The organism is Micromonospora sp. NPDC050276 (assembly GCF_044459545.1).
Classification (GTDB): domain Bacteria; phylum Actinomycetota; class Actinomycetes; order Mycobacteriales; family Micromonosporaceae; genus Micromonospora.
Map to the genome: position 1 here is coordinate 144794 of NZ_JBITJA010000007.1, position 25361 is coordinate 170154.

Genomic DNA, 25361 nt, shown 5'->3' on the forward strand with positions numbered 1-25361 from the left:
GGTGGTGCCGACACTATGCTCGGAAAGTGCCCGGGTGACCCCCCGCACCGCGTGCCCCCGCTCGCCGCCCACCTCGCGGCGAGGCCGGCCGCCTCACATCTGCTCGACAGATCCTGGAGTCACCACCATGTCTTCGTCCACCGTGGACCCTGCTGATCCCGTCTTCCTGCTGCACCGGGGCGGCAAGATGGCCGTCACCTCGACCGTGCCGCTCACCAGCCGGGAGGACCTCTCCCTGGCGTACACCCCGGGGGTGGCCCGGGTGTGTGAGGCGATCGCCGCCGACCCCGCCCTGGTGGACGACTACACCTGGGTGTCGCACACGGTCGCGGTGGTCACCGACGGCTCGGCGGTGCTCGGGCTGGGCAACATCGGCCCCCGCGCCGCGCTGCCGGTGATGGAGGGCAAGGCGGTGCTGTTCAAGCAGTTCGCCGGGGTGGACGCTGTGCCGGTGTGCCTGGACACCCAGGACGTGGACGAGATCGTCGCCGTGGTGCGCGCGCTGGCCCCCTCGTTCGGCGGGATCAACCTGGAGGACATCAGCGCGCCGCGCTGCTTCGAGATCGAGCGCCGGCTCGACGAGGCGCTGGACATCCCCGTCTTCCACGACGACCAGCACGGCACCGCGATCGTGGTGCTCGCCGCGCTGCGGAACGCCGCGACGCTGCTCGACCGCAAGCTCGGCGACCTGCGGGTGGCGGTGAGCGGCGCGGGCGCGGCCGGCGTGGCCGTGACGAAGATGCTGATCGCCGGCGGCGTCAACCCCGACCAGGTGGTGGTCTGCGACTCCAAGGGGATCATCGGCCGGCACCGCACCGAGCTGACCGGCACCAAGGCCGAGCTGGCGGCGAGCACCAACGCCGACGGCCGGCACGGCGACATCACCGAGGCGCTGCGCGACGCGGACGTGTTGGTCGGAGTCTCCGGTGGGCAGATCCCCGAGGCGGCGGTGGCCGGGATGGCGCCCGGCGGGATCGTGTTCGCGCTGGCGAACCCGACCCCGGAGGTGCACCCCGAGGTGGCCGCCCGGCACGTCGCGGTGGTCGCCACCGGCCGAAGTGACTACCCCAACCAGATCAACAACGTGCTGGCCTTCCCCGGGGTGTTCCGTGGTGCGCTGGATGCGGGCGCCACCCGGATCACCGAGGCGATGAAGGTCGCCGCCGCGGACGCCATCGCCGGGGTGGTGGCGGAGTCGCTGACCGCCGACGCGATCGTGCCGTCTCCGCTCGACCCGCGCGTCGCGCCGGCCGTGGCCGCGGCGGTCGCCGAAGCCGCCCGCCGCGACGGCGTCGCCCGCCGCTAGCTCGCATGGGCCGGAGGCGCTCCGGCGCGGCATGCGCCGCCGGCCTGTGCGTCGGGCGCCTTCTTAACGAGCGCTCAGCTTGTTACCGTGCCGATCATGCGTGCTGCCTTTGCCTCCCGCTTCGACGACGCCGATCCGCTCGCCGCGCTCACCGTCGGCGAGCGGCCCGAGCCGACCCCTCCGGCCGACGACTGGGTGACCGTGCGGTTGCGGGCCACCTCGCTCAACCACCACGACCTCTGGTCGCTGCGCGGGGTGGGTCTCACCGACGCCCAGCTGCCGATGATCCTCGGCTGCGACGCGGTCGGGTTGGACCCGGAGGGGCGCCCGGTGGTGGTGTACCCGGTGGTGGTCACTCCGGGTGACCCGCGCGGGGTTTCCATCCTCTCCGAGCACTTCCCCGGGACGCTCGCCGAGCGGGTGGCCGTACCCCGGTCGAACTTGATCCCGCTGCCCGACGGCATGGCGGCGACCGACGCGGCGTGCCTGCCCACGGCCTGGCTGACCGCCTGGCGGATGCTGACCACCAAGGGCCGCGTCGCGGACGCGGACAGCGTGCTGGTACAGGGTGCCGGGGGTGGCGTGGCCACCGCGGCCGTCGCGCTCGCCGTCGCGATGGGCAAGCGGGTGTACGCGACCAGCCGCGACGCGGTCAAGCGGGACCGGATCTCGGCCCTCGGCGCCACCGCCGTGGAGCCCGGCGCCCGGCTGCCGGAACGGGTCGACGTGGTGATCGAGACGGTCGGCGCGGCCACCTTCGACCACTCGCTGAAGTCGGCCGCGCCGATGGCCCGGATCGTGGTCTCCGGTGCGACCGCCGGGCACGAGCCGTCGGTCAACCTGCGCCGGGTCTTCGCGATGCAGCTGGAGATCCTGGGCACCTCGATGGGCACGCCCGGCGAGCTGTACGAGCTGTTGGCGTTCTGTTCGGAGAACGAGGTGCGCCCGCTGGTGGACAGCGTCATCCCGTTCAGCCGGGTCGAGGACGCCTTCGCCCGACTGCACTCCGGCGACGCCTTCGGCAAGGTCGTCATCGACCACACCGCCTGACGCGGCCTGGTCTCCGGGCGTTCGCGGCAAGATCGGTCGACCGGCGGACGTCAGAGGTGGTCGTCGAAGGTGGCGATGTCGCCGCGCGTCGCGTCGGCGGAGATGCGCTTCTTCGCGTCCGCGTCGCCGTAGAGCGACCAGCGCAGAAACTCGACCGACGTGTCCGAGACGACCCGCAGCGTCGCGCCGTCGCTGAGCAGAGCCCGCCCGTGGTCGCCCTTGGGCAGGCTCAGCATCGCCTTCGGCCAGGGCACCTTGTCGTACGCGGCCTTGCCCGCCGCGTACTCGACCACCTCGTCCAACTTCCCGTGCACGAACAACTGTGGCGCGGCCGCCCCGGCGAACGCGGTGCCCACGCCGAGCGCCGTGCCGGCGAACACCACGCCCGCGTCCAGCCGCTCGTCCCGGCTCGCGGTGAAGAGACCGATGGTGGTCACCCCGCCCGCCGAGTGCCCGGCCGCGGCCACCCGCTCGCCGTCCAACCGGCCGCGCAACCCGTCGCCGGCCTTGCCGTCCAACGCCAACACCTGATCCAACGCGTACGACACGTCGGCGGGCTGGTTGAGCACGTCGAGCACGTTGTTGTCCGCGCCCCGGGAGGTGTGCGGGAAGGCCGGCGCGGCCACCACGAAACCCGCCGCCGCCCAGCGGGTCAGCAGGGTGGCGTAGTCGTCCGGCCGCCCACCCAGGCCGTGACTGAACATCACCACCGGAAACCGGCCCGTCGCCGCCGTCGCCGACCGCTTGGCCGCGCCGCCGGACTGCCCGGCCGCCGGGTACCAGAGCGTCGTCGGCAGCGCGCGGCCGTCCCGCTTCAGCTTCAGCTGGCGTACGCCGACCGCGAAGGCGCGTTCCGGGGCCTTGCCGGCGGGGACCTGCGGTGTCGGCGTGGCGGCGGTCTTCGGCTCGACCGGCGGCGCCGGCCCGCTCCGGTTCGGGCGATCGTCCGCTGAGCAGCCGACCAGACCGGCCAGGAGCACGGCGCTGGCCAGCAGTGCGGGAGTGACACGACGCGACATGAATCCGATTGTGCCCTGTCCGGCAGGCCGGTCCGGCGGGCATGGCGGGCTGTGTCCTTCCGATCACCCAACGCTCGCGGCAGGGGCCGGGCGGGACTCGTAACGGGTCAGGGTGGGGGAGTGGGCGTCGGCGGGGAGGCGGGCACCGGCGGCTCGGTCGCCGTAGAGGGTCCAGCGCAGGAAGTCGGTGGTGGTGGCGAGGACCGGGGCGAAACCCGGATGCCCCGGCGTGAGGTACGCGCCGTGGTCCTGGCCGAGCAGGCTGAGGAACGCGGCCGGTCCGGGGGTACGCGCGTACGCGGCCCGGCCGACCGTCACCGGCACCACCGGATCTGCCGTGCCGTGCACGAAGAGCACCGGCGCGGCCGGCCCGGCGAAGCTGCCCGGCAACCCGCCGCCGGCGATCACGATGCCCGCGCGCAGCCGGGCGGGGTGGCCCGAGCTGAACATGCCGGAGGTGGTGAAGCCGCCCGCCGAGTGCCCGGCGGCGGCGACCGAGGTCAGGTCGAGGTGCCCGGCGAGCGGGTCGGCCCGGTTGCGGTCGAGGTTGCCCAGGTACCGGATCAGTCGCCAGGCGTCGGCCGGCTGGTGGCGTACGTCGGCCCGGGTGAAGTGGGCGGCACCCCGCCGGGTGTGCGGGTACGCGGGTGCGGCCACCACGAAACCGGCCGCCGCCCAGCGGGTGGTCAGGCCGGCGTGCAACTCGGGCAGGCTGTCCAACCCGTGGCTGTAGATCACCACTGGGAACCGCCCGGCCGCCGCCTGATCGGTCGACTCCGGGTACCAGATCGTCACCGGCAGGGGGCGCGCCGAGCGCGGATCGAGGGTGAGCGTACGCACGCCGACGGCGTACAACCCCTCGGGCGCTCGGCGCGCCGACACCGGCCCGGCGGCACCGCCGGCCACCGCCGTGGCAGGCGCGCAGCCGGCCAACAGCGCTGTCACCAGTACGGCGATCAGCCGGCCCGCCGCCATCGTTTCACGGTAGGTGCCCGGGCGGGTGCAGCGACCCCGCCGTCCGGCTCGGGTGCACCCGTCACCCGGTCGGGTCAGCTCCGCCGGCCGGGTCCACCCCTGGGACGTCGTGGGCCGGGGACGGTGCCGCGTGACCAGCTTCGCTAGGGTCACCGACATGCCTGAGAACTACACGGACCCCAGCGGCAACACCGAGGCGTTCCGCGCCTTCACTCAGACGCCGGAGGCCGCTGCGCCGACGGAGGCGCCATCCCGCCTGCCGCTCATCATCGGTGTGGCAGTGGTCGTCGTCGTGCTGGTGGCACTCGTCGCCTGGCTGGCGAGCAGCTGATCAAGTCGCCTGGCTGGCGACCGGCTGAGCGGGCGTTATCGGCTCGTGCGCACCCCCGGGGCTCCCGGGGGTGCGTGCCTGAGTGGGGTCAGGCGGCCCCGACCACGTCCCGGGTCTGCCGGGCGATCTCCCGCTCCTCGTCGGTGCGGATGACGCACACGCTCACCTCGGCGCCGTCGGGCGAGATCACCCGGTCGCCGTCGCCGTCGTTGCGGGCGTCGTCCACGGTGATGCCGAGCCGTTGCAGGCCGGCCAATGCGGCGGCCCGCACCGGTGCCGCGTGCTCGCCGACGCCGGCGGTGAAGGCGATCGCGTCGACCCGGCCGAGCAGCGCGTAGTACGCCCCGACGTACCCGGTGATGCGCCGGCAGTACACGTCGAAGGCCAACTGCGCCGCCGGGTCCCCGGCCGCCCGACGTTGGAGCACCTCGCGCATGTCGTTGGCACCGGTCAGCCCGAGCAGGCCACTGCGGTGGTTGAGCAGGTCGTCGATGTCGTCCACCGACAGCCCACCCTCCCGGCGCAGGTGGAAGATCACGGTCGGGTCCAGGTCGCCGCTGCGGGTGCCCATCACCAGCCCCTCCAGCGGCGACATGCCCATCGAGGTGGCGACGCTGCGACCGTTCGACACCGCGCAGGCGCTGGCTCCGTTGCCCAGGTGCAGGGTGATCGTGTTGAGCTGCTCGTACGGGCGACCCAGCAGCTCGGCGGTGCGGCGCGACACGTACGCGTGCGAGGTGCCGTGGAAGCCGTACCGGCGGATGTCGTACCGCTCGGCGGTGTCCCGGTCGATCGCGTACGTCGCGGCTGCCTCCGGCAGGGTGTGGTGGAACGCGGTGTCGAAGACGGCGACCTGCGGGACGTCCGGCAGCGCCGCGCGGGCCACCTCGATGCCGGCCAGGTTCGCCGGGTTGTGCAGGGGGGCGAGCGGCACCAGGTCCTGGATCGCGGCCAGCACGGCGTCGTCGACCAGCACCGGCGCGCTGAACGTCCGGCCACCGTGCACCACCCGGTGCCCGACCGCGGCCAGCCCGGTGAGGTCCAGCCCGGCCAGGATCTGCCGGATCGCCTCGCCGTGGTCCTTCGGGCCGCCGCCGGGCTCACCGATCCGCTCGACGGTGCCGTGGTCGAGCACCCGGTCGCCGTCGTAGCGGCGCCACTTCACCGACGACGACCCGCAGTTGAGCACCAGCACCCGACTCATGAGGCCTCCTCGGCGGCCGCCTGGATGGCGGTGATCGCCACCGTGTTGACGATGTCCGGCACAGTGGCGCCGCGGGACAGGTCGTTCACCGGTCGGCGTAGGCCCTGCATGACCGGGCCAACGGCGACCGCCCCGGCGGAGCGTTGCACCGCCTTGTACGTGTTGTTGCCGGTGTTCAGGTCCGGGAAGATGAAGACCGTGGCGTGGCCGGCGACCGGGCTGCCCGGCAGCTTCGTCGCCGCCACCGCCGGGTCGATCGCCGCGTCGTACTGGATGGGCCCCTCGACCAGCAGGTCGGGCCGGCGCTCCCGGACCAGCGCGGTGGCCGCGGCGACCTTCTCCACGTCCGCGCCGGCGCCGGAGCTGCCGGTGGAGTACGACAGCATGGCCACCCGGGGTTCGATGCCGAACCGGGCGGCGGTGTCGGCCGACGAGATGGCGATGTCGGCGAGTTGGGCCGCGTCCGGGTCGCGGTTGACCGCGCAGTCGCCGTAGACCAGCACCCGGTCGGCGAGCAGCATGAAGAAGACGCTGGAGGCCACCGACACGTCCGGCAGGGTACGGATGACCTCGAACGCCGGCCGGATGGTCGCGGCGGTGGTGTGTGTCGCGCCGGAGACCATGCCGTCGGCTCGGCCGGCGGCCACCATCAGCGTGCCGAAGTAGTTTGGCTGGGCCACGATGTCGTGCGCCAATTCGGCGGTGACGCCCCGGTGGGCGCGCAGCCGGGCGTACTCGGCGGCGAAGTCGTCGCGCCATTCACTCGTGACCGGGTCGACCACGTGTGCGCCGCTGACGTCGATGCCCAGCTCGCGGGTGCGCCGGGCGATGTCGTCCGGCCGGCCGAGCAGCGTCAGCTCGGCCACTCCACGGCGCAGCAGGATCTCCGCCGCGCGCAGGATCCGCTCGTCGGCGCCCTCCGGCAGCACCAGGTGCCGGCGCTTCGAGCGGGCTCGGTCGATCAGCTCGTTCTCGAACATCAGGGGGGTGACCCGCGTCGACCGGCTGACCCGCAGCCGGCGGGCCAGGTCGTCGGTGTCCACACAGCGCTCGAACGCGCCGAGCGCGGCCTCCACCTTGCGTGGGTTGGCCGCGCTGGGCCGGCCTTCGATACGGCTGGACGCGGCCACCGTGTCGTAGCTGTCGCTGCGCACCGAGAGCACCGCCAGCCCGGTGTTCAGCCCCTCCACCAGCCGCATGACCCGGGGGTCCGGCTGCTCGCCGAGGGTGAGCACCAGCCCGGCCACCGACACCTGCCCGGCCACGTGCGCGGCGCTCGCGGCGACGAGCAGGTCGGCCCGGTCCCCCGGGGTGATCACGAGGGCGCCCTCGGTGAGGTGGCTCAGCAGGGTCGGCACATGCGCCGCGCCGACCACGAAATCCAGCACGTCGCGACCGAGCGCGGCGCCGTCCCCGGCCAGCAGGGTGGCGCCCAGCGCCGCCGCCACCTCGGCCACTGTCGGCGCCGACACGCTCGGCACCTCCGGGATGGCGTACGTCGGGACCGGCAGGTCGGGCAGCGTCATCGGCTCGGCCACCCGGTTGGCGATCACCGCGAGCACTGTCGTGCCCAGGTCGGCCAGATCGTGGTACGCCCCCCGCACGGCCGACGCGACCGCCGCCGGCTCCTGCCCGAAGCCGTCCACCACCGGCACGACCACGCTGCCGAACTCGGTGGCCAGCCGGGCGTTGAAGGCCAGTTCACGAGGGCGTGCCGGGTCGCCCGGGTCGTCGAAGTCGCTGCCCACCACGACCACGGCCGGGCACTGCCGCTCCACCGCCCGGTACCGCTCGACGATGGCGGAGATCAGCTCCTCCCGTCGGCCGTCGGCCACCAGCGCGGCCGCCTCGGCGTAGCTCGCCCCGGCCAGCTCGGACAGCGGCACCTCGACCCGGTAACGCTCGCTGAGCAGGGCGAGGATCGCGTCCTGGCCTGGGTCGGCGACCAGCGGCCGAAACACGCCGATCCGCCCGACCTGGCGGGACAGCAACTCCGCCAGCCCGAGGGCGATGGTCGACTTGCCCCCGCCCGACCCCACGCTCGTGAGGTAAACACTCCGAGCCACGTCCCCAGCCCCTGCCCGTTGATCAAGAAGTTTGCGTCAGTTCCGGCCCTCATGGTGACCGAAACTTCTTGATCACCGGGTGCGGAACACGATTAGGCGTCGTCGTCGGGGTCGTCTAGGCGGGCCAGGTAGGTGGCCAGGCGTTCGATGGGGGTTTCGAAGTCGGGGTTGAGGTCGACGAAGTCGCGCAGACGTTCGCCGAGCCACTCCAGGGTCACCTGCTCGTCGCCCCGGCGCTCGACCAACTCCTCGATGCCACGGTCGGTGAAGTACATGGGTACATCCTCTTGCTCGGCCCGGGTCGGACCGGGCGGTTGTCTGGGTCAGCCGGTGGGACCTACGAGAGCCGGGGCAGGACCGTGGTGGAAACGGCCCTGCCCCGGCTCTCGTGCGCGCAGGTCAGGTCACGGGCGGGGGAGGGCCGCCTCGATCAGCGCGGTCTGCTCGACCTCGTGGGTCTTGGCCGAGCCGACCGCCGGGGCGGCCGCGGCCGGGCGGGAGATCCGCCGCAGCCGGACGTCCGTGAGGTGCTCCAGCAGGTTGAGCGCGACGAACGACCAGGCACCCTGGTTGGCCGGCTCCTCCTGCACCCAGGCGAAGTCGTCCGCGTTCGGGTACTGCGCCAGGGCGGCCCGGATCTCCTCCACCGGCAGCGGGTACAGCTGCTCGATCCGGAGGATCGCGGTGTCGGTGACGCCGCGCTCCTGGCGGGCCTGGAACAGGTCGTAGTAGACCTTGCCGGAGCAGAGCAGCACCCGCTTCACCGCCTCCGGTGCCGGGGCGGCCGTGTCGCGCAGCACCGGCTGGAAGGTGCCGGTGGTGAAGTCCTCCACCGACGAGACGCAGAGCTTGTGCCGCAGCAGCGACTTCGGCGTGAACACCACCAGCGGCTTGCGCTTCGGCGACAGGGCCTGGCGGCGCAGCAGGTGGAAGTAGTTCGCCGGGGTCGTCGGGATGGCCACCCGCATGTTGTCCTCGGCGCACATCTGCAGGAACCGCTCCGGTCGGCCGGAGGTGTGGTCCGGGCCCTGACCCTCGTGGCCGTGCGGCAGCAGCAGGGTGACGGCGGAGCGCTGGCCCCACTTCACCTCACCGGACGAGATGAACTCGTCGATCACCGACTGGGCGCCGTTGACGAAGTCGCCGAACTGGGCCTCCCAGGCGACGAGGGCGTTGATGTTCTCGACCGAGTAGCCGTACTCGAAGCCCATCGCCGCGTACTCGCTGAGCAGCGAGTCGTGCACGAAGAACCGGGAGCGCTCGCCGTCGCCGGTGAGCGACTTCAGCGGCAGGTAGTCGTCCCCGGTGCGGGAGTCGACCACCGAGGCGTGCCGCTGGACGAACGTGCCACGACGCGAGTCCTGCCCGGCCAGCCGGACGGTGACCCCGTCGTGCAGCAACGACCCGAAGGCGATGATCTCCCCGTAGCCCCAGTCGATGTTGCCCTCGACGGACATCTTGGCCCGCCGGTCCAGCAGCTGCTGGATCCGCTTGTGCGGGGTGAAGCCCTCCGGCAGGTTGATGTGCGCCTCGCCGATCGCCTTCACCACGGACGCGTCGGTGGCGGTGTCGACCTGCGGCTCCGGCTCCTCCTCCCGGCGCGGCCGGTTGAGCTGGCGCGGCGCCGAGGCGGCATCCCGGGTGGCCTTGAAGACCTTCTCCAGCTGCGCCTGGTAGTCGCGCAGCAGCTCCTCCGCGTCCTCCACGGTGATGTCACCGCGACCGATCAGCTCCTCGGTGTAGAGCTTGCGGACCGAGCGCTTCGAGTCAATGATCTTGTACATCTGTGGGTTGGACATCGACGGGTCGTCGCCCTCGTTGTGCCCGCGCCGGCGGTAGCAGACCATGTCGATCACGACGTCCTTGTTGAACGTCTGCCGGTATTCGAAGGCCAGCCGGGCCACCCGGACCACGGCCTCCGGGTCGTCGCCGTTGACGTGGAAGATCGGCGCCTGGATCATCCGGGCCACGTCGGTGCTGTAGAGGCTGGACCGGCTGTATTCCGGTGCGGTGGTGAAGCCGACCTGGTTGTTGACCACCACGTGCACGGTCCCGCCGGTGCGGTAACCGCGCAGCTGCGACAGGTTGAGCGTCTCGGCGACCACGCCCTGCCCGGCGAAGGCGGCGTCACCGTGCACCGCCAGCGGCAGCACGGTGTAACCCTCCAGCTTGAGGTCGATCCGGTCCTGCTTGGCCCGGACGATGCCCTCCAGCACCGGGTCGACGGCCTCCAGGTGTGACGGGTTGGCCACCACCGACACCTTGACCGCGTGCTCACCGTCGGGGGTGGTGAACTTGCCGTTCTGGCCCAGGTGGTACTTCACGTCGCCGGAGCCCTGCGTCGAGCGCGGGTCCAGGTGGCCCTCGAACTCCGAGAAGATCTTCTCGTACGGCTTGCCGACGATGTTGGCCAGTACGTTGAGTCGACCCCGGTGGGCCATGCCGATGACGACCTCGTCCAGCCCGCTCTCGGCGGACGACTCCAGCACCTCACCGAGCAGCGGGATCAGCGACTCGCCGCCCTCCAGCGAGAAGCGCTTCTGGCCGACGTACTTGGTCTGGAGGAAGGTCTCGAACGCCTCGGCCGCGTTGAGCCGGTTGAGCACGTGCTTCTGCTCGTCGGCGGACGGCTTCTCGTACTTGCGCTCGATCCGCTCCTGGACCCAGCGCCGCTCCTCCGGGTCCTGGATGTGCATGTACTCGATGCCGACCCGGCGGCAGTACGAGTCGCGCAGCACGCCGAGGATCTCGCGCAGCTTCATCCGCTGCCGGCCGGCGAAGCCGTTGACCGGGAACTCGCGATCCAGGTCCCACAGGGTCAGCCCGTGCTGGAGGACGTCCAGGTCGGGGTGCTTGCGGATCTTGAATTCCAGCGGGTCGGTGTCGGCCATCAGGTGACCGCGCACCCGGTACGCGTGGATCAGCTCGTGCACCCGGGCGGTCTTGTTGATCTGACCCTCGGAGTTGACCGCGACATCGCGCATCCAGCGCACGGGCTCGTACGGGATGCGCAGCGCGGTGAAGATCTGGTCGTAGAAGCCGTGCTCGCCCAGGATCAGCTCGTGCATCACCTTGAGGAACTCGCCGGACTGCGCGCCCTGGATGATCCGGTGGTCGTAGGTGCTGGTCAGCGTGATGATCTTGCTGACCGCCAGCTCGGCGAGGGTGGCCTCGGACATGCCCTGGTAGGGGGCCGGGTACTCCATCGCGCCGACGCCGATGATCGCGCTCTGCCCCTGCATCAGCCGCGGCATCGAGTGCACGGTGCCGATGCCGCCCGGGTTGGTCAGCGAGATCGTGGTGCCGGAGTAGTCCTCCATGGTCAGCTCGTTGCGCCGGGCCCGGCGGACCACGTCCTCGTACGCCTGCCAGAACTGCCGGAAGTCCATCTGCTCGCAACCCTTGATGGAGGGGACCACCAGGTTGCGGCTGCCGTCCGGCTTGGCCAGGTCGATCGCGATGCCGAGGTTGACGTGCGCCGGGCGGACCACCGCCGGCTTGCCGTTGGCCTCGGCGAAGGAGTTGTTCATCTCGGGGTGCTGGACCAGTGCCCGCACCATCGCGTAGCCGACCAGGTGGGTGAAGCTGACCTTGCCACCCCGACCACGGGCGAGGTGGTTGTTGATCACGATGCGGTTGTCGACCAGCAGCTTGGCCGGGACCGCGCGCACGCTGGTCGCGGTGGGCACGCTCAGCGAGGCGTCCATGTTCTGGACGATCTTCGCGGCGACACCCCGCAACGGCGTGGTCTGCGGGCCGTCGGCGGTCGGCGCGGCGGCCTTGGCGGCCGGCTTGGCCGGTGCGGCCTTCTCCGCGGGCTTCTCGGCGGTCTTTGCCGGCGCCGGCGCGGCGGCCGGCTTGGCCGGCGCCGACTGGGCGGCGGCCGGCTTGCTGGCCGGCTTGGCCGGGGCGCTCGGCTGGGTGACCGTGGCGGCCGCCTCCGGCTGGCCGTCCGGTTCGGAGGCGGCGGCCGGCTTGTCCGTGGCCTCGGCCGCGCGCGGGGTGCCCGCACCGGGCGCTGGTCGGTAGTCGGCGAAGAAGTCGTGCCAGGCCGAATCGACGCTCGATGGGTCGGCGAGGTAACGCTGGTACATCTCCTCGACGATCCACTCATTCGGGCCGAAACCCGCCAGTGGGTTCTCCTGCGAAGTCTGCTGGGTCGACACGGCCGGTAATCGCCTCTTTCACGCGGGTTTGTGTGTCACGCGGTGTGTCCGTCGCGCCCGATTAGGAGCGCGGACAGGACGGGTTCCAGGCTACGCCGTACCGATCCCGCAGGCATTTCCGCCTCGGTCCCGTGGCCGGTTTCACAGAAGATGCCAGAAGTTCAGCAACGCCTGCGTGGCTCGGTCCGCGACTGCTACGGCGTGCCCGGGGTGACGGCCGTGCCGCCGCCCCGGGACCGTCCGTCAGGAGATGTCGCGCCGACGCATCAGCAGGGTGCCGACCACGCCGGTCACCACCGCGTACCCGATGAGCACGGCGGCGCCAGCCCAGCGGGGCGGGTTGCCGGGGATCTCCGCCCCGGTGACCATCAGCGACGAGGCCAGCGAAGGCACCAGCAGCTGCAGGTTGTTGATCCAGTCGCCCCAGCGCTCGGCCAGGATGCTGATCACCACGATGGCGCCGATCGAGCCGCCCAGGTAGAGCAGGATGCCGGTCACCGTGGCGCCGATCTGGCTGCGGATCAGCACGCCGATGCCGACGCCGAACACCGCCCAGAGCAGGTACGCGAGCAGGTTCAACCCGATCGCCCGCCAGGCCGCGTCGTTGCCCAGTTGCGAGCCCACCCCGACCGCGTTCAGCACCGCCGAACCGGCGACGAGGTTGAGCGCGGTGGTCACCAGCCAGAACAGCAGCGCCAGCACCCCGGCCGCGACCAGCTTGGCGCTCATCACGGCGGTGCGGTGCGGGTTGGTGAGGAACGTGGTGGTCACCGTCTGGTGGAAGAACTCGCTGGTCACCACGATGATGCCGAGCAGCATCACGATCAGTAGGCCGAAGAACTGCCCGGTGGTGAAGAGGTTCGCCGAGAGTGCGTCCGGGTGCGCCGCGGCCTCGAACTGGGCGGCCTGTTCGGCCGACAGATCGCCGATGTTGTTGCTGGTCAGAGCGTCGGCCTGCAACCAGTTGATGAGCAGGGTGAGCGCCCAGAGCGGCAGGCTGATCAGCGCGAAGATCCACCAGGTGCTGGTGGTACGGATCTTGAGTAGCTCGGATCGGACCAGGTTCATCGGATGCCCGCCTTTCCGGCCGTCAGCTCCAGGAAGACCCGTTCCAGATCGGGCCGTTCGGTGGTCAGTTCGTGCAGCTCGACCCCGGCGGCGAGGGCGGACCGGCCGATCGTCGGGGCGTCCACCCCGCCGACCAGCAGTACGCCGTGCTCGTCGGTATCGATGGTCGCCGACTGCGCCTTCAGGGCGGCGGTCAGCGCCTCGGCCTGCGGGGTGCGGACCCGGACCCGGGCACCCTGCGCCATCGACCCGAGTACCTGGTCGACCGGACCCTGCCGGACCAGCTGTCCGGCCGCGATGATGACCACGTCGTCGGCGAGCAGTTGCATCTCCGACAGCAGGTGGCTGGAGACCAGCACCGTGCGGCCCTCGTGGGCGAGGTTCTTGAGGAACCCGCGCATCCACCGGATGCCCTCCGGGTCGAGCCCGTTGGCCGGCTCGTCGAGGATCAGCACGCGGGGGTCACCGAGCATCGCGGCGGCGATGCCGAGCCGCTGCTTCATGCCCAGCGAGTAACCCTTGAACTTGCGCTTCGCCGCCGGGGTCAACCCGACCAGGGCCAACGCCTCGTCGGCCCGCTGCTTGGGCAGACCGGCCGCCGCGCAGATGACCCGGAGGTGGTTGATGCCGGTGCGGCCCTTGTGCGCGCTGGACGCTTCCAGCACCGCTCCGACCTGCCGCAGCGGGTCGGCGAGGTCGGCGTACCGCTGGCCACCGATGGTCGCCGTGCCGGCGCTCGGGGTGACCAGGTTGAGCAGCATGCGCAGCGTGGTGGTCTTGCCGGCGCCGTTCGGGCCGAGGAAGCCGGTCACCCGCCCCGGCGCCACGGTGAAGGACAGGTTGTTCACCGCCCGGACGCTCTTGTACTGCTTCGTCAGACCGGACACCACGATCTGACCGTCGCTGGTGGGGCTTCGCTGCCCGTCAGTCATCGTTCTCCTCCCGTGTGTGGCGTCGAGGTACGCCGTGGCACAGCGTGACGGCCCGTGGCAACAAGGTCAATCAGGCGCGGTCGGTACGTTCGCCTCCGTCGCGGGGTGGAGGCGACTCCTCCCTGCGGACGACGGCCGGGGTTCAGCGGGCGATCCCGGTGCGTTCAGCGGGCGATCCAGGTGGCCCGAGCCGCGCCGAGCAATGCGCCGTCCGGGCCGTACAGGCTGGTGTGCACGAGCGCCTTGCGCCCATCGACGCGCAGCATCGCCCCGGTCACCACGCACTCGTCGCCGGGTGATGGCACCGCTGCGACCACAGCGGCGATCCGACCCAGCAGATAGGGGCGGCCCGGCGTGAGCACCGCCCACCCGCCGGGACAGTCCAGCGCCGCCCAGACCGTGGCCGCGCTGACCCGCTCGGGCACCCGGAACGGCGCGGCGGTTCGCCCGTCCGGCAGCCGGCCGGGAAAGATCCGCAGCCCGTCGGCCCGCTGCGGCCCGCAGACGTAACAGCTGGGGAACGGATGCTCGACCAGGCCGGGGTAGTGGGCCGCGGCGGCCACCGCCGCAGCCAGGTCGACCGGGGGTACGACGACATCGATCGCCCCGGCCGGGCGTACCTCGGCCACCAGCTCGCCGGCCGGATCCCGGACCTCGCCGTCGACGAACGTCAGCTCGGTCTCCAGTGGTGGTGGCCGGCGTAGCGTCACCTCGACCGGGGCCGTGCCGCCCGCCGCGGCGGCGAAGATCCCCGCGCTCCAGCCGCCGTTGCCCGAGCCGGGCGGGCCGTTGTAGCGGGACTCGATGCGCATCGTCGACCTCCGGTGGGGGCGCCCCGGCACCGTCGCCGGTTCGTCCCGCGAGCCTCGCACGGCCCCGGTGGGGCGCATCCGCCGGCCGGCGTTCATCCGATCGACACCAGTGGTCCCCGTGGATGGCAACCGCGCCCCTTACACAGATTCCATGGCCGTTCTGCATGCCGCTGGCGCACCCCTGACGACCAGCGGATACACCCTGCTGATCGCCGACGACCCCACCCAGGTCGCGGCCGCGCAACGCCTGCGCCACGAGGTGTTCGCCACCGAGCTCGGCGCCACCCTCCTTCCCGGCGAGGCCGGGCTGGACGTGGACCCCTTCGACGCGTACTGCGACCACTTGATCGTCCGCGAGGACAGCACCGGCGAGGTGGTCGGCACGTACCGGCTGCTGCCGCCGGGGCGCACCGGCCGGCGGTACGCCGAGGACGAGTTCGACCTCACCGCGCTCGACCCGCTCCGCGACGACCTGGTCGAGACGGGCCGGTCCTGTGTGCATCCGGACCACCGCTCCGGCGCGGTGATCAACCTGATGTGGGCGGGCCTCACCCGTTACCTGCACCTGCGGGGCTCCCGCTGGCTCGGCGGCTGCGCGTCGGTGCCGGTGGCCGACGGCGGGCGCACGGTCGCCGAGGTGTGGAGCCAGGCCCAGACCCGGCACCTGTCGCCGCCGCCGCTGCGGGTGCGCCCGTTGCGGCCCTGGTTCAGCGAGCCGGCCGCCGCTGCCGGTCCGACCGCCGCTGTCCCGGCCGGGCGGGTCGCGATGCCGCCCCTGCTGCGGGGCTACCTCCGGCTCGGCGCGTGGATCTGCGGCGAGCCGTCGTACGACCCGGATTTCGGCTGCGCGGACTTCTACGTCCTCTTTTCCCTGGACCGGATGAACCCGCGTTACCTGCGGCACTTCCTGGGCGGGGAGCAGCGGTGACCGCCGTGCCGCACGACCTGTGGCGGCCCTCCTCGGGCTGCGGCGACGACTGCCTGCCGGCGGCCGGCGAGGTGCCCACGGTGCCGGTGGCCCGCCGGGTGCTGCGGTTGGTCGCCGCGCTCGGGATGCTGCTGGCCGGGGTCGGAGTGGTGCTGCTGCTGCCCGTACTCCCCACGAGGGAACGGCAGGCGGCGGTCAGCGGCTGGGCGCGGGCTACCGCGCGCGCCTTCGGTGTCCGCCTCGTGGTCCGGGGTCGGCTGCCCCGGCGGCGGGCGCTGCTGGTCGCCAACCACGTCTCCTGGCTGGACATTCTCGCGGTGCTGGCGGTTGCGCCCACCCGGATGGTGGCGAAGCGGGAGATCCGCTCCTGGCCGGTGGTCGGTCTGCTGGCCGCGGCGGCGGGGACGGTCTTCGTCGACCGCAACCGGCCGCTGGCGCTGCCGAGCACCGTCGGCCGGGTCGCCGACGCGTTGCGCGCCGGCCGGTCGGTGGCGGTCTTTCCGGAGGGTACGACGTGGTGTGCGGGCGACGGTGCCACCGACTGCCGTCCCGGCGGCGGCTTCCGGCCGGCGACGTTCCAGGCGGCCATCGACGCGGGCAGCCCGGTGGTGCCGTTGCGGCTCAGCTACCGCTGCGACGTCACCGGGTCGACCACCACGGCGGCCGCCTTCCTCGGTGCGGACACCCTGCTGCGGTCGGTGGCACGGGTGGTCGCGGCGCGGGAACTGGTGGTCTCCGTGACGATCGCCGCCGCGCTGCACCCGGCCCGCGACGCCGACCGGCGGTTGCTGGCCCGGGCCGCCGAGTCGGCCGTACACCTGTTGCCCACGGCGGGTGCCGTGACGCGGGCCCGGCTGCGTCCGGTGCCCACCGTTATTCCGGCGGTCGGCCCGCGGGTAGCCCCGGTGATGCCCCATCCCGGACGGGAATTGGACCTGGCGGCCTGACCGGATCAGGGTCAGATTTATGCAGCCCGGTTGGGCTCGGAGTGCCGGCCAACAAGTTTCGCCAGCCATTCGGTAGACGTACCAGAGCGTATTCGGCCCCTCCCGACGGGGAGGGGCCGAATACGTTCAGTTGGCTTCGTGCATTGGAACAGCCTCGCAACAGCCTACGGGTTCAGGTTCTTGCTTGGCCTATTCCTTGTTGTCACGCATATTCGTATCGCGTGATTACGAGATTGTAGGGCTTGTCCCCGAGGCTGCAGAAGGCGACACTGCGGAGGCCGCTGCCAACTACCTGAACAGGCCCCCTCCGAGTGTAGTCGGGCCAGAGTGGGGCGTCGCACTTCATGACTGCCTCGTAGGCGCCAGTGCCGGATGAGCAGTACACCCACCCATCCCGCCCCTCGATACCGGCAGTGCACCCATACGGCAGAGCAGAGGCCGGGCCGACGTTGACCAGCCCGATCGTCCCTGCTGCGATCGTGGTGACGATCGCTGCTCGCAGGGCAGTACGCAACCTGTTCATAAAACCCCCGTTGTTGATGCTCAGAGCGCAACCATGACTAATGCCTAATTCACGGCTTGGGCGCTCTTAGGTGGTTGACAGTATTGCGAGGAGAATGAGGTCCTGTCAATCCCCGTCGAGCGGTAGAACTCGTTTTGGCGTAGGGGTCCAGCGACCATGGGAGTGCGTAGTCCTGGCGTTCCTGCTGCTCAATGGCATTGCCTGGTTGTCGGTGTTGGCCGTGCTTCTGGCGGCGATTCTTGCCCTGGTCCCGGTCCGCAGTGGCGAGAGCGAGGCATTCCTTGGTGCGGGGTGTCCGGCGGATCGCGGGCCGCTGCCTGCCGCTGTGGCCGCCGAGGCCGTCCGCGTCTCGGGCGCGGTCGCCTGTGCCCGGGCGTGTGATCCCTCGACGGCGAGCTGGGCGATGCCAGCCGGCTGGCAAACGCCGCCAGTCGGAGGGCATTCGCGATAGTCTTGCAGTATCGCGATGTATCGCGTTACTATCGCCTCGTCGTAGCGCGTCGGCGCGTCGACGAGGGGAGGATTCCATGGCCGGTTGGACGGTCGACAGCCCGCAACGGCTCACCCTGGACGGTCCGGTCGTCCGGCTGGACGTTCGACTGATCAGTGGGCGACTCAACGTGGTCGCCACCGATGGTCCGACCCGCATCGACGTCACTCAGGTCGGCCGTCGGCCGGTTCTGATCGACCACTCCGACGGCGGGCTCACCATCCGCCAGGAGCGTGGTCGGGGCTGGTCGGACGTCGTGCGTTTCTTCCGGATGATGCACCGCTATCCCCGGGTGGACGTCTCCATCGCCGTGCCCGCCGACGTCCTCGCCGACCTGGGCCTGGTCGCGGGCTCGCTGGTTGCCTCGGGGTTGCGCCGGCAGACGGCGGTCCACGTGACCGCCGGCCAGATCACCCTGATGGGGTTGCGCGGCAGCACCTCGGCGAAGATCACTTCAGGGCCGGTGGAGGCGCTCGGCGTGCGCGGCGACCTCACGCTGGAGACCGTCTCCGGCGAGGTGATCCTCGCCGACAGCGCCGCCGACCGGGTCCGGGCGCAGACCGTCTCCGGCGCCATCACCTGCGACCTGGACAACCCCCGGGGCAGCGAGATCAGGTTGACCACCATCTCGGGCAGCATCACCGTCCGGGTCCGCGAGGACAGCGACCTCGCCGTCCAGCTGAACACCGCCTCCGGTCGAATCACCAGCGGCTTTCCGCAGGTGCGCACCTCGGCGTTCCCACTGCCCAGCAGTGAGGGGGTGCTCGGTGCCGGCGAAGGTAAGCTCTGGGCTTCCGCGACCTCGGGGAGCATCGCCCTGCTCGCCCGAGCGGTCGACCACGACGGGGAGGAGTTGCCGTGACCGCCGTGTTCAGCCACGGGCGGCTCCGGCTCTACCTGCTCAAGCTCCTCGACGACGGCCCGAAGCACGGCTACGAGCTGATCCGGCTGCTGGAGGACCGGTTTCTCGGTCTCTACGCGCCCAGCGCCGGCACCATCTACCCCCGCCTGCAACGGCTGGAGGCCGAGGGCCTGGTCAGCCACACCGCGGCCGGTGGCCGCAAGACGTACGACATCACCGACGCCGGCCGTGCGGAGCTGCGCCAACGGGCCAGCGAGTTGACCGCGCTGGAGGCGGACATCGCGGCCTCGGTGGCGGATCTCTCCAGCCTGGCCGGCGAGATCCGCAGCGAGGTACGCGGCTCGGTCCGCGACCTCAAGCGGGAGCTCAGCGAGGCCACCCGGCAGACCCGGCGGGCGCCCCGGTGGGAGGCCCCCGCACCGCCGCCCCGGCCGACGTCGACACCCGGGCCGCAGGCCGAGCTGCTCGACGAACTCGACCAACGGCTGGCCGCGTTCACCGTCGAGGTGGGCCGGCTGATGCGCGTCCGGCAGTTCAGCGACACCCAGCTGCGCACCGCGATCCGGCTGCTCGACGGCGCCCTGGACGGGCTGCGCCGGCTGCTGCGCTGACCGACGGCGACTCACAGCCTTTTTGCAGGAAGCGTCCAGCGCTGACGCAGTGATGTCACCGATGATGGGCGCATGCCCGCTACCCAGACCGAGGCGCGACTGCTTGTCGTCGAGGACGATCCCAACATCCTCGAACTGCTCTCCGCGAGCCTGCGGTTCGCGGGCTTCGACGTGGCCACCGCGACAAGCGGCAGCGCGGCCCTGCACGCCGCCAAAGACCACCGGCCCGATCTGGTGGTGCTCGACGTGATGCTTCCCGACCTGGACGGCTTCGAGGTCATCCGGATGCTTCGCGAGGGCGGGACGCGTACCCCGGTGGTGTTCCTGACCGCCCGGGACGCCACCGACGACAAGATCCGTGGGCTGACCCTGGGCGGCGACGACTACGTCACGAAGCCGTTCAGCCTGGAGGAGCTGACCGCCCGGATCCGTGCCGTGCTGCGCCGCACCACGACCGGCGAGCAGGCTCCGTCCCGGCTCACCTTCGCCGACCTGGAGTTGGACGAGGAAACCCACGAGGTGCACCGGGCCGGCCAGCGGGTGCAGCTCTCGCCGACCGAGTTCAAGCTGCTGCGCTACCTGATGCTCAACGCCAACCGGGTGCTCTCCAAGGCGCAGATCCTCGATCACGTCTGGAACTACGACTTCCGGGGCGACGACAACATCGTCGAGTCCTACATCTCGTACCTGCGCCGCAAGGTCGACACCACCCAACCACGGCTGATCCACACCCTCCGTGGCGTCGGGTACGTGCTGCGCAAGCCGGCGGCGTGAACGCGGTCCAGCAGGCGAAGGGACGGGTGCGCAGCATTCCGCTGCGGGTCAAGCTGGTCACCTCGGTGCTGGCGCTGGTCGCCATCGCGTTGCTGGTGATCAGCTCGCTGACCGCCTACTTCCTGCGCAACTACCTGGAGGGCCAGGTGGACGGGCAGGTCAGGTCGACCGCTCAGGGCCTCGGCCAGCTGCTCCCGAAGCTGCGCAGCGGTGAGGTCGGCGCCATGCTGCCCAGCGACTACGTCGTGATCGTGGCCGACGAGCAGCAGGTGTACGCCCCCCAGTACGACGGCCGCAGCTTCGACCCCGACCAACTGCCCGCGTTCCCCACCAGTCGCGCGGGTTTCGAGGCCGAGGAGGGCGAGCCGCGGAACGTCCGGTCCCACGACGGCTACACCCGCTGGCGGGTGTACTACGCCCCCCAGCGGGACGGCTCGGTGCTGGCCGTGGGGCAGCCGCTGACCGATGTGGACCGGGCGGTGAAGCAGCTCGTCTGGATCGACCTGCTGGTCGGCGGCGCCGTGCTGATCATGTTGGCCTCGGTCGGCGCAGCGATCGTCCGGACCAGCCTCAAACCCCTCGTCGAGATCGAACGCACCGCCGCCGCGATCGCCGGCGGTGACCTGACCCGCCGGGTGCCCGACCCGGAGCAGGGGCAGGAATATCCAACTTCTGAGCTGGGCCGGCTCTCCCGTGCGCTGAACGCGATGCTCACCCAGATCGAGGCGGCGTTCACCGCCCGAGCCGCCTCGGAGACCTCGGCGCGCTGGGCGGAGAGCGCCGCCCGGGATGCCGCCGCCGCCGCTCAGGCGTCCGAAGCGCGGGCCATCCGGTCCGAGGAGCGGATGCGGCAGTTCGTCGCCGACGCCTCGCACGAGCTGCGGACTCCGCTGACCACCATCCGCGGCTTCGCCGAGCTGTACCGGCAGGGCGCGGCCCGTGACCCGGAGCAGACCGCTGGCCTGCTGCGCCGGATCGAGGACGAGGCGGCCCGGATGGGGCTGCTGGTGGAGGACCTGCTGCTGCTCGCCCGGCTGGACATGGAACGGCCGCTCTCGCTGACCCCGGTGGAGCTGCCGGTGCTCGCCTCGGACGCCGTACAGGCGGCTCGGGCGATGGCACCGAATCGGCGGATCGAGCTGGAGATCGCGCCCGAAGCGGGTCCGCTCGTTGTCTCCGCCGACGACGCGCGGCTGCGGCAGGTGATCGGCAACCTGGTCACCAACGCCCTGACCCACACTCCACCGGAGGCCGAGATCCGGCTCCGGCTGCGTGCCGAACCGGGTGGCTTCGCCGTCGTGGAGGTCGCCGACACCGGCCCAGGACTCTCGGCTGAGCAGGCAGAACGGGTCTTTGAACGGTTCTACCGGGCCGACGCGGCGCGAACCCGGCGGGCCGACGGCAACACCGGCACCGGCCTCGGCCTGGCCATCGTGGCGGCGCTGGTCGCTGCCCACCACGGCTCGGTCGAGGTAGCCGAGACGCCCGGCGGTGGGGCCACTTTCCGGGTCCGGCTGCCGCTGCTGCCACAGGTCGACGAAGCGGGCGAGTGACTTTCAGCCAACTTCCAGGACGGTTCCAGGTTGGTTGCAGTGCTGAGGGAGAAGGTAGTGCCATGACCGAGTTCGAGTCCGACCCGCAGCGCCGGCCGGCCCCCACCGACGCCGAGCCGTCGCATCCCACCGCCGAGCTGCCGCGCGACGAGCGCGTGCAGTCCGACTCTCCAACCACTCCCGTACCGGCCGTTTCGGCCGCCGGTGACCCGCCGGTCGTCTCGACCACCGGCGACCCGGAGACCACGGCTGTCACTCCGGCCGGGTACGTGCCCCAGCCGACCGGCGGCCAGCCGACCGGCTACGAGCCGCCCACCGGGTACGAGCCCCCCGCCGCCACCCCGTCCGCACCGCCGTACCCGGTCTCCGGTCACCCGGCGCCCGGCCAGCCCGGTTACCCACAGCCGACCGCCGGCCAGTACGCCGGTGCCCCCTGGTACGCGGGCCAGCAGTCCGGCTGGGCCGGCGGGGGCCAGCCGGGCGTGACGTACCCCCAACACCAGCAGCACCCCGGGCAGCACGCCCAGCACCCGCAGCACCCCGGGCAGCACCCGGGCCAGCCGGTCCCGCCGTGGGGCCCGCAGGTCGCGCCGCCCGGCAGCGGCCCCCGGCCGGGTCGGATCGCCAAGTTCGCCGGCGCCGGTGTCGCGGTGTTCGCCCTGATGCTCGGTTCCGGCGTGGCCGGTGGGGCGCTCGCGCTCGCCCTCGACGGCGACGGCGGCGGTATCACCCGCACCTACTCGGCGGCTCCCGTGATCAATGGCGCGGACCTGCCGAAGATCGCCGCGTCGGTGCAGGACAGCGTCGTCTCGATCACCACCGACAGCGGTGAGGGCTCCGGGGTGGTGCTCAGCGCCGACGGGTACGTGCTGACCAACAACCACGTGGTCGCCTCCGCCGCCGGCGACACCGTCTGGGTGGTCTTCGCCGACGGCAAGAAGGCCCAAGCGAAGATCATTGGCACCGACCCGAAGACCGACCTGGCCGTGGTGAAGGCCAACGGGGTGAGCGACCTCAAGCCGGCCAAGTTCGGCGACAGCGACGCCATGCAGGTCGGTGACCAGGTGCTCGCCCTGGGCAGCCCGCTCGGCCTGCAAGGTTCGGTGACCTCGGGCATCCTCAGCGCCCGGGACCGCACCATCCGGGCCGGTGAGGGCCAGCAGCAGGACCCGACCCGGCAGAGCCAGCCGGTCAGCTCGATCTCCGGCCTGCTCCAGACCGACGCGCCGATCAACCCCGGCAACTCCGGTGGCGCGCTGGTCAACACCCGGGGCGAGGTGATCGGCGTCAACACCGCCATCGCGACCTCCGGGCAGAGCACCGGCAACATCGGCGTCGGGTTCGCCATCCCCAGCAACAAGGCCAAGGACGTCGCGGGCAAGCTCCAGCGCGGCGAGAAGGTCAGCCACCCGTCCCTCGGGGTCGGCGTCAACCAGGCCGAGGGCGGCGGCGCGCTCGTCGCGTCGATCACCCCGGGCAGCCCGGCCGAGAAGGCCGGCCTCCAGCGGGGCGACGTCGTCACCCGGTTCGGCGACAAGCCGGTCAACGACTCGGACGACCTGGTCGGCGCGGTGCAGGCCGGCAAGGTCGGCGACCGGGTCGAGGTGCAGTTCAAGCGCAACGGTGTCGAGAAGACGGCAACCGTGACGCTCGCCGAGACGTCCTAACCACCAACTGAACCTGCCTCCTCCCTCCGGCGGCGGGTGGCGGGGCCGAGGGGGTCGGCTCCGTCACCCGCCGCTCTTTTCCGCCCGGACGGCGGTTCACCCGGATCGGGTGAACCGCCGTCACCCGTCTGCCCGGCACGTTCGCAAAGGCGAGTCTCGGCGACCGGAACCGGGGGTGAAGTGCCATGACCGAGGTGGTGGGTGTCCGCGACGACCAGCGGATCCAATGCGACGTCCTGGCGGAGTTGGCCTGGGACGCCCAGCTGCAACCGAACGAGATCGGGGTGACCGTCGACCAGGGCGTGGTCACCCTGACCGGGTTCGTGGACGGTGCCGCCCGCGCTTGGGCCGCGACCCGGTGCGCGCAGCGGGTTCGGGGCGTACGGGCGGTGGCCGACGAGATCGAGGTGCGGCTACCCGGCACTCCGGGGCGTACCGACGCCGAGGTTGCCATCGCCGCAGCCCGCGCCCTGGAGTGGGACAGCTTCGTGCCCGCCGAGCGGCTGGACGTGACCGTGGCCAATGGCTGGCTGATGCTGCGCGGTGAGGTCGAGTTCGGGTGGCAGCGACGCGCCGCCGAGGGGGAGGTGCGTCGGCTCGACGGCGTCCGGGGGATCACCAACCTGATCGAGGTACGACCGGCGGCGCCACCGGTCGCCGAGCGGCTGCGTCGGGACGTCCAGCGGGCACTGCTGCGCACGCTCGGCGCCGAGCGGGTGACCGTCGAGGTGGACGGCGACACGCTGGTCCTCGCCGGAGTGGTCCGTTCCTGGTGGGAACGCGACCAGGTCGAACGGGTGGCCTGGTCCGCGCCCGGGGTGCGAGTGGTCCACGACCACCTCCTGGTGGGCGGGTGATCGTCCGCCATGTCCGGTTTAGCCGGGACGCCACTGGGAAACCGCCGCCGACCGTCTCGACCGGCGATGATGCCGTACCGGGCAGCAACGGGGAGGACTCGTGGCCGTGAACCACCCGCCTGCGGGCCGCCTCGGGGAGCGGTCGCTGCGCATCGCGATGGTGGTCCCGCCCTGGTTGTCCGTTCCGCCGCCCGGCTACGGCGGACTTGAGCAGGTCGTCGCCGCCCTGGTGGACGCGCTCACCGGGCAGGGCCATGCGGTGACCCTGTTCGGTGCCGGCGGTGACCATGGCACGGCGGCCGACGGCTTCGTCTCCACCGTCGCCGAGGTGCAGTACGAGCGGCTCGGCGAGTCACTGCCCGAGCTGGCTCATCTGGCCCGGGTGAATCGGCTGATCACTGCGGCCGACTTCGACGTGATCCACGACCACACCACGATCGGCCCGCTGGTCGCCGGCCGCCGGGCCGTGCCGACCGTCGCGACCGTGCACGGAAACCCCGTGGGGGAGTACGGCGACGTGCTCAGCGACATCGACTCGGGCGTCGCCCTGGTGGCGATCTCGCACGCCCAGCGCCAACTGAACCCGAACCTGCCCTGGGCCGGCACGGTGCACAACGCCCTGGACATCCGTGGCTTTCCGCGCAAGCACACGCCCGGCGCAGGGCCGGTGCTGTGGCTGGCCCGGTTCAGCCCGGACAAGGGCCCGGACACCGCCATCCGGGCGTGCCGGGCGGCCGGGTTGCCCCTGCTGCTGGCCGGCAAGTGCAACGAGCCGGCCGAGCGCCGCTACTACGAGCAGGTCGTCGCGCCGATGGTCGACGACGACGTGACAGTCGTGCTCAACGCGGACCGGGCGACGACGCTGCGGATGCTGGTCGACGCCCGCTGCCTGATTATGCCGATCCAGTGGGACGAGCCGTTCGGCATGGTGATGCTGGAGGCGATGGCGACCGGGACACCGGTGGTCGCGCTCAACCGGGGCGCGGTGCCCGAGCTGGTCCGGTCGGGGCTGACCGGGCTCGTCGTCGAGCGGCCGGAGGAACTGCCCGCGGCGTTGCTCGCGGCGGAGCGACTCGACCCGGACGACTGCGTCGCGCACGTCGCGGAGAACTTCTCCGTCAAGCGAATGGCACACGGGTATGCCGACGTCTACCGGCGTTTCGCCCTCGGCCAGTACGACATCCGCGAATCGGCCCGCGTGCCGGCGCGCTGACCCTGCC

General features: G+C 71.8%; 21 protein-coding genes. 12 read left to right on the forward strand and 9 right to left on the reverse strand.

The window, feature by feature from the left end; all coding sequences use genetic code 11:
• The first annotated feature begins 127 nt into the window (after positions 1–127).
• A complete protein-coding gene (locus ACIBF8_RS17130) occupies positions 128–1306 on the forward strand; it encodes an NADP-dependent malic enzyme (protein ID WP_396783966.1) in 1179 nt (392 codons plus the stop codon).
• 87 nt (positions 1307–1393) lie between these two features.
• Positions 1394–2356: a zinc-binding dehydrogenase gene (locus ACIBF8_RS17135; protein WP_396783967.1), complete on the forward strand. Its 963-nt coding sequence runs from the start codon at positions 1394–1396 to the stop codon at positions 2354–2356.
• Positions 2357–2406: 50 nt separating this feature from the next.
• Here the strand turns inward: ACIBF8_RS17135 and ACIBF8_RS17140 are convergent, their stop codons facing one another.
• Positions 2407–3375 carry an alpha/beta hydrolase family protein gene (locus tag ACIBF8_RS17140; RefSeq protein WP_396783969.1) on the reverse strand — a complete coding sequence of 323 codons (969 nt, stop codon included), beginning with the start codon at positions 3373–3375 and terminating at the stop codon, positions 2407–2409.
• Between the two features lie 63 nt (positions 3376–3438).
• Positions 3439–4350 (reverse strand): alpha/beta hydrolase family protein, encoded by a 912-nt coding sequence (locus ACIBF8_RS17145; RefSeq protein ID WP_396783970.1) that lies wholly within the window; start codon positions 4348–4350, stop codon positions 3439–3441.
• 157 nt (positions 4351–4507) lie between these two features.
• On the opposite strand from ACIBF8_RS17145, the gene ACIBF8_RS17150 reads away from it, so the two are divergent.
• The gene (locus ACIBF8_RS17150) at positions 4508–4681 is read left to right on the forward strand and encodes a hypothetical protein (protein ID WP_396783972.1); all 174 of its coding nucleotides are present in this window, start codon (positions 4508–4510) and stop codon (positions 4679–4681) included.
• A gap of 88 nt (positions 4682–4769) precedes the next feature.
• On the opposite strand, the gene ACIBF8_RS17155 is transcribed toward ACIBF8_RS17150, so the two are convergent.
• The 7 genes from ACIBF8_RS17155 to ACIBF8_RS17185 form a co-directional block, all read right to left on the reverse strand.
• Complete coding sequence (locus tag ACIBF8_RS17155) at positions 4770–5885, reverse strand: acetate/propionate family kinase (protein WP_396783973.1); 1116 nt, start codon at positions 5883–5885, stop codon at positions 4770–4772.
• A complete protein-coding gene (gene pta / locus ACIBF8_RS17160) occupies positions 5882–7951 on the reverse strand; it encodes a phosphate acetyltransferase (RefSeq protein WP_396783975.1) in 2070 nt (689 codons plus the stop codon). The genes ACIBF8_RS17155 and pta overlap by 4 nt, the downstream gene beginning before the upstream one ends.
• A 92-nt stretch (positions 7952–8043) precedes the next feature.
• A complete protein-coding gene (locus ACIBF8_RS17165) occupies positions 8044–8226 on the reverse strand; it encodes a DUF6104 family protein (RefSeq protein WP_357598804.1) in 183 nt (60 codons plus the stop codon).
• 129 nt (positions 8227–8355) lie between these two features.
• Positions 8356–12117 (reverse strand): multifunctional oxoglutarate decarboxylase/oxoglutarate dehydrogenase thiamine pyrophosphate-binding subunit/dihydrolipoyllysine-residue succinyltransferase subunit, encoded by a 3762-nt coding sequence (locus tag ACIBF8_RS17170; RefSeq protein ID WP_396783977.1) that lies wholly within the window; start codon positions 12115–12117, stop codon positions 8356–8358.
• Positions 12118–12360: 243 nt separating this feature from the next.
• Positions 12361–13185, reverse strand: a complete 825-nt coding sequence (locus ACIBF8_RS17175) for an ABC transporter permease (RefSeq protein ID WP_396783978.1) — start codon at positions 13183–13185, stop codon at positions 12361–12363.
• The gene (locus tag ACIBF8_RS17180; RefSeq protein ID WP_396783980.1) at positions 13182–14117 is read right to left on the reverse strand and encodes an ATP-binding cassette domain-containing protein; all 936 of its coding nucleotides are present in this window, start codon (positions 14115–14117) and stop codon (positions 13182–13184) included. Before ACIBF8_RS17180 ends, ACIBF8_RS17175 begins: the two co-directional genes overlap by 4 nt.
• Before the next feature lie 164 nt (positions 14118–14281).
• Entirely contained in the window at positions 14282–14929 is a 648-nt protein-coding gene (locus ACIBF8_RS17185) for a hypothetical protein (protein WP_396783981.1), read from the reverse strand.
• Positions 14930–15080: 151 nt separating this feature from the next.
• Between ACIBF8_RS17185 and ACIBF8_RS17190 the strand changes: the two genes are divergently transcribed.
• The 9 genes from ACIBF8_RS17190 (at position 15081) to ACIBF8_RS17230 (ending at position 25354) form a co-directional block, all read left to right on the forward strand.
• Complete coding sequence (locus tag ACIBF8_RS17190) at positions 15081–15857, forward strand: GNAT family N-acetyltransferase (protein ID WP_396783982.1); 777 nt, start codon at positions 15081–15083, stop codon at positions 15855–15857.
• Entirely contained in the window at positions 15854–16804 is a 951-nt protein-coding gene (locus tag ACIBF8_RS17195; RefSeq protein ID WP_396783984.1) for a lysophospholipid acyltransferase family protein, read from the forward strand. The genes ACIBF8_RS17190 and ACIBF8_RS17195 overlap by 4 nt, the downstream gene beginning before the upstream one ends.
• Before the next feature lie 1050 nt (positions 16805–17854).
• On the forward strand, positions 17855–18679 hold the full coding sequence (locus tag ACIBF8_RS17200; protein WP_396783985.1) for a DUF4097 family beta strand repeat-containing protein: 825 nt from the start codon (positions 17855–17857) through the stop codon (positions 18677–18679).
• Positions 18676–19290, forward strand: a complete 615-nt coding sequence (locus ACIBF8_RS17205; protein WP_396783986.1) for a PadR family transcriptional regulator — start codon at positions 18676–18678, stop codon at positions 19288–19290. The genes ACIBF8_RS17200 and ACIBF8_RS17205 overlap by 4 nt, the downstream gene beginning before the upstream one ends.
• Before the next feature lie 72 nt (positions 19291–19362).
• Positions 19363–20064 (forward strand): response regulator transcription factor, encoded by a 702-nt coding sequence (locus ACIBF8_RS17210; protein WP_110561683.1) that lies wholly within the window; start codon positions 19363–19365, stop codon positions 20062–20064.
• Positions 20061–21617: an ATP-binding protein gene (locus ACIBF8_RS17215; RefSeq protein ID WP_396783988.1), complete on the forward strand. Its 1557-nt coding sequence runs from the start codon at positions 20061–20063 to the stop codon at positions 21615–21617. The genes ACIBF8_RS17210 and ACIBF8_RS17215 overlap by 4 nt, the downstream gene beginning before the upstream one ends.
• Before the next feature lie 62 nt (positions 21618–21679).
• A complete protein-coding gene (locus tag ACIBF8_RS17220; protein WP_396783989.1) occupies positions 21680–23284 on the forward strand; it encodes a trypsin-like peptidase domain-containing protein in 1605 nt (534 codons plus the stop codon).
• 185 nt (positions 23285–23469) lie between these two features.
• A complete protein-coding gene (locus tag ACIBF8_RS17225) occupies positions 23470–24141 on the forward strand; it encodes a BON domain-containing protein (protein ID WP_396783991.1) in 672 nt (223 codons plus the stop codon).
• A 100-nt stretch (positions 24142–24241) separates the two neighbouring features.
• Positions 24242–25354: a glycosyltransferase family 4 protein gene (locus ACIBF8_RS17230; protein ID WP_396783993.1), complete on the forward strand. Its 1113-nt coding sequence runs from the start codon at positions 24242–24244 to the stop codon at positions 25352–25354.
• Positions 25355–25361: the final 7 nt, after the last annotated feature.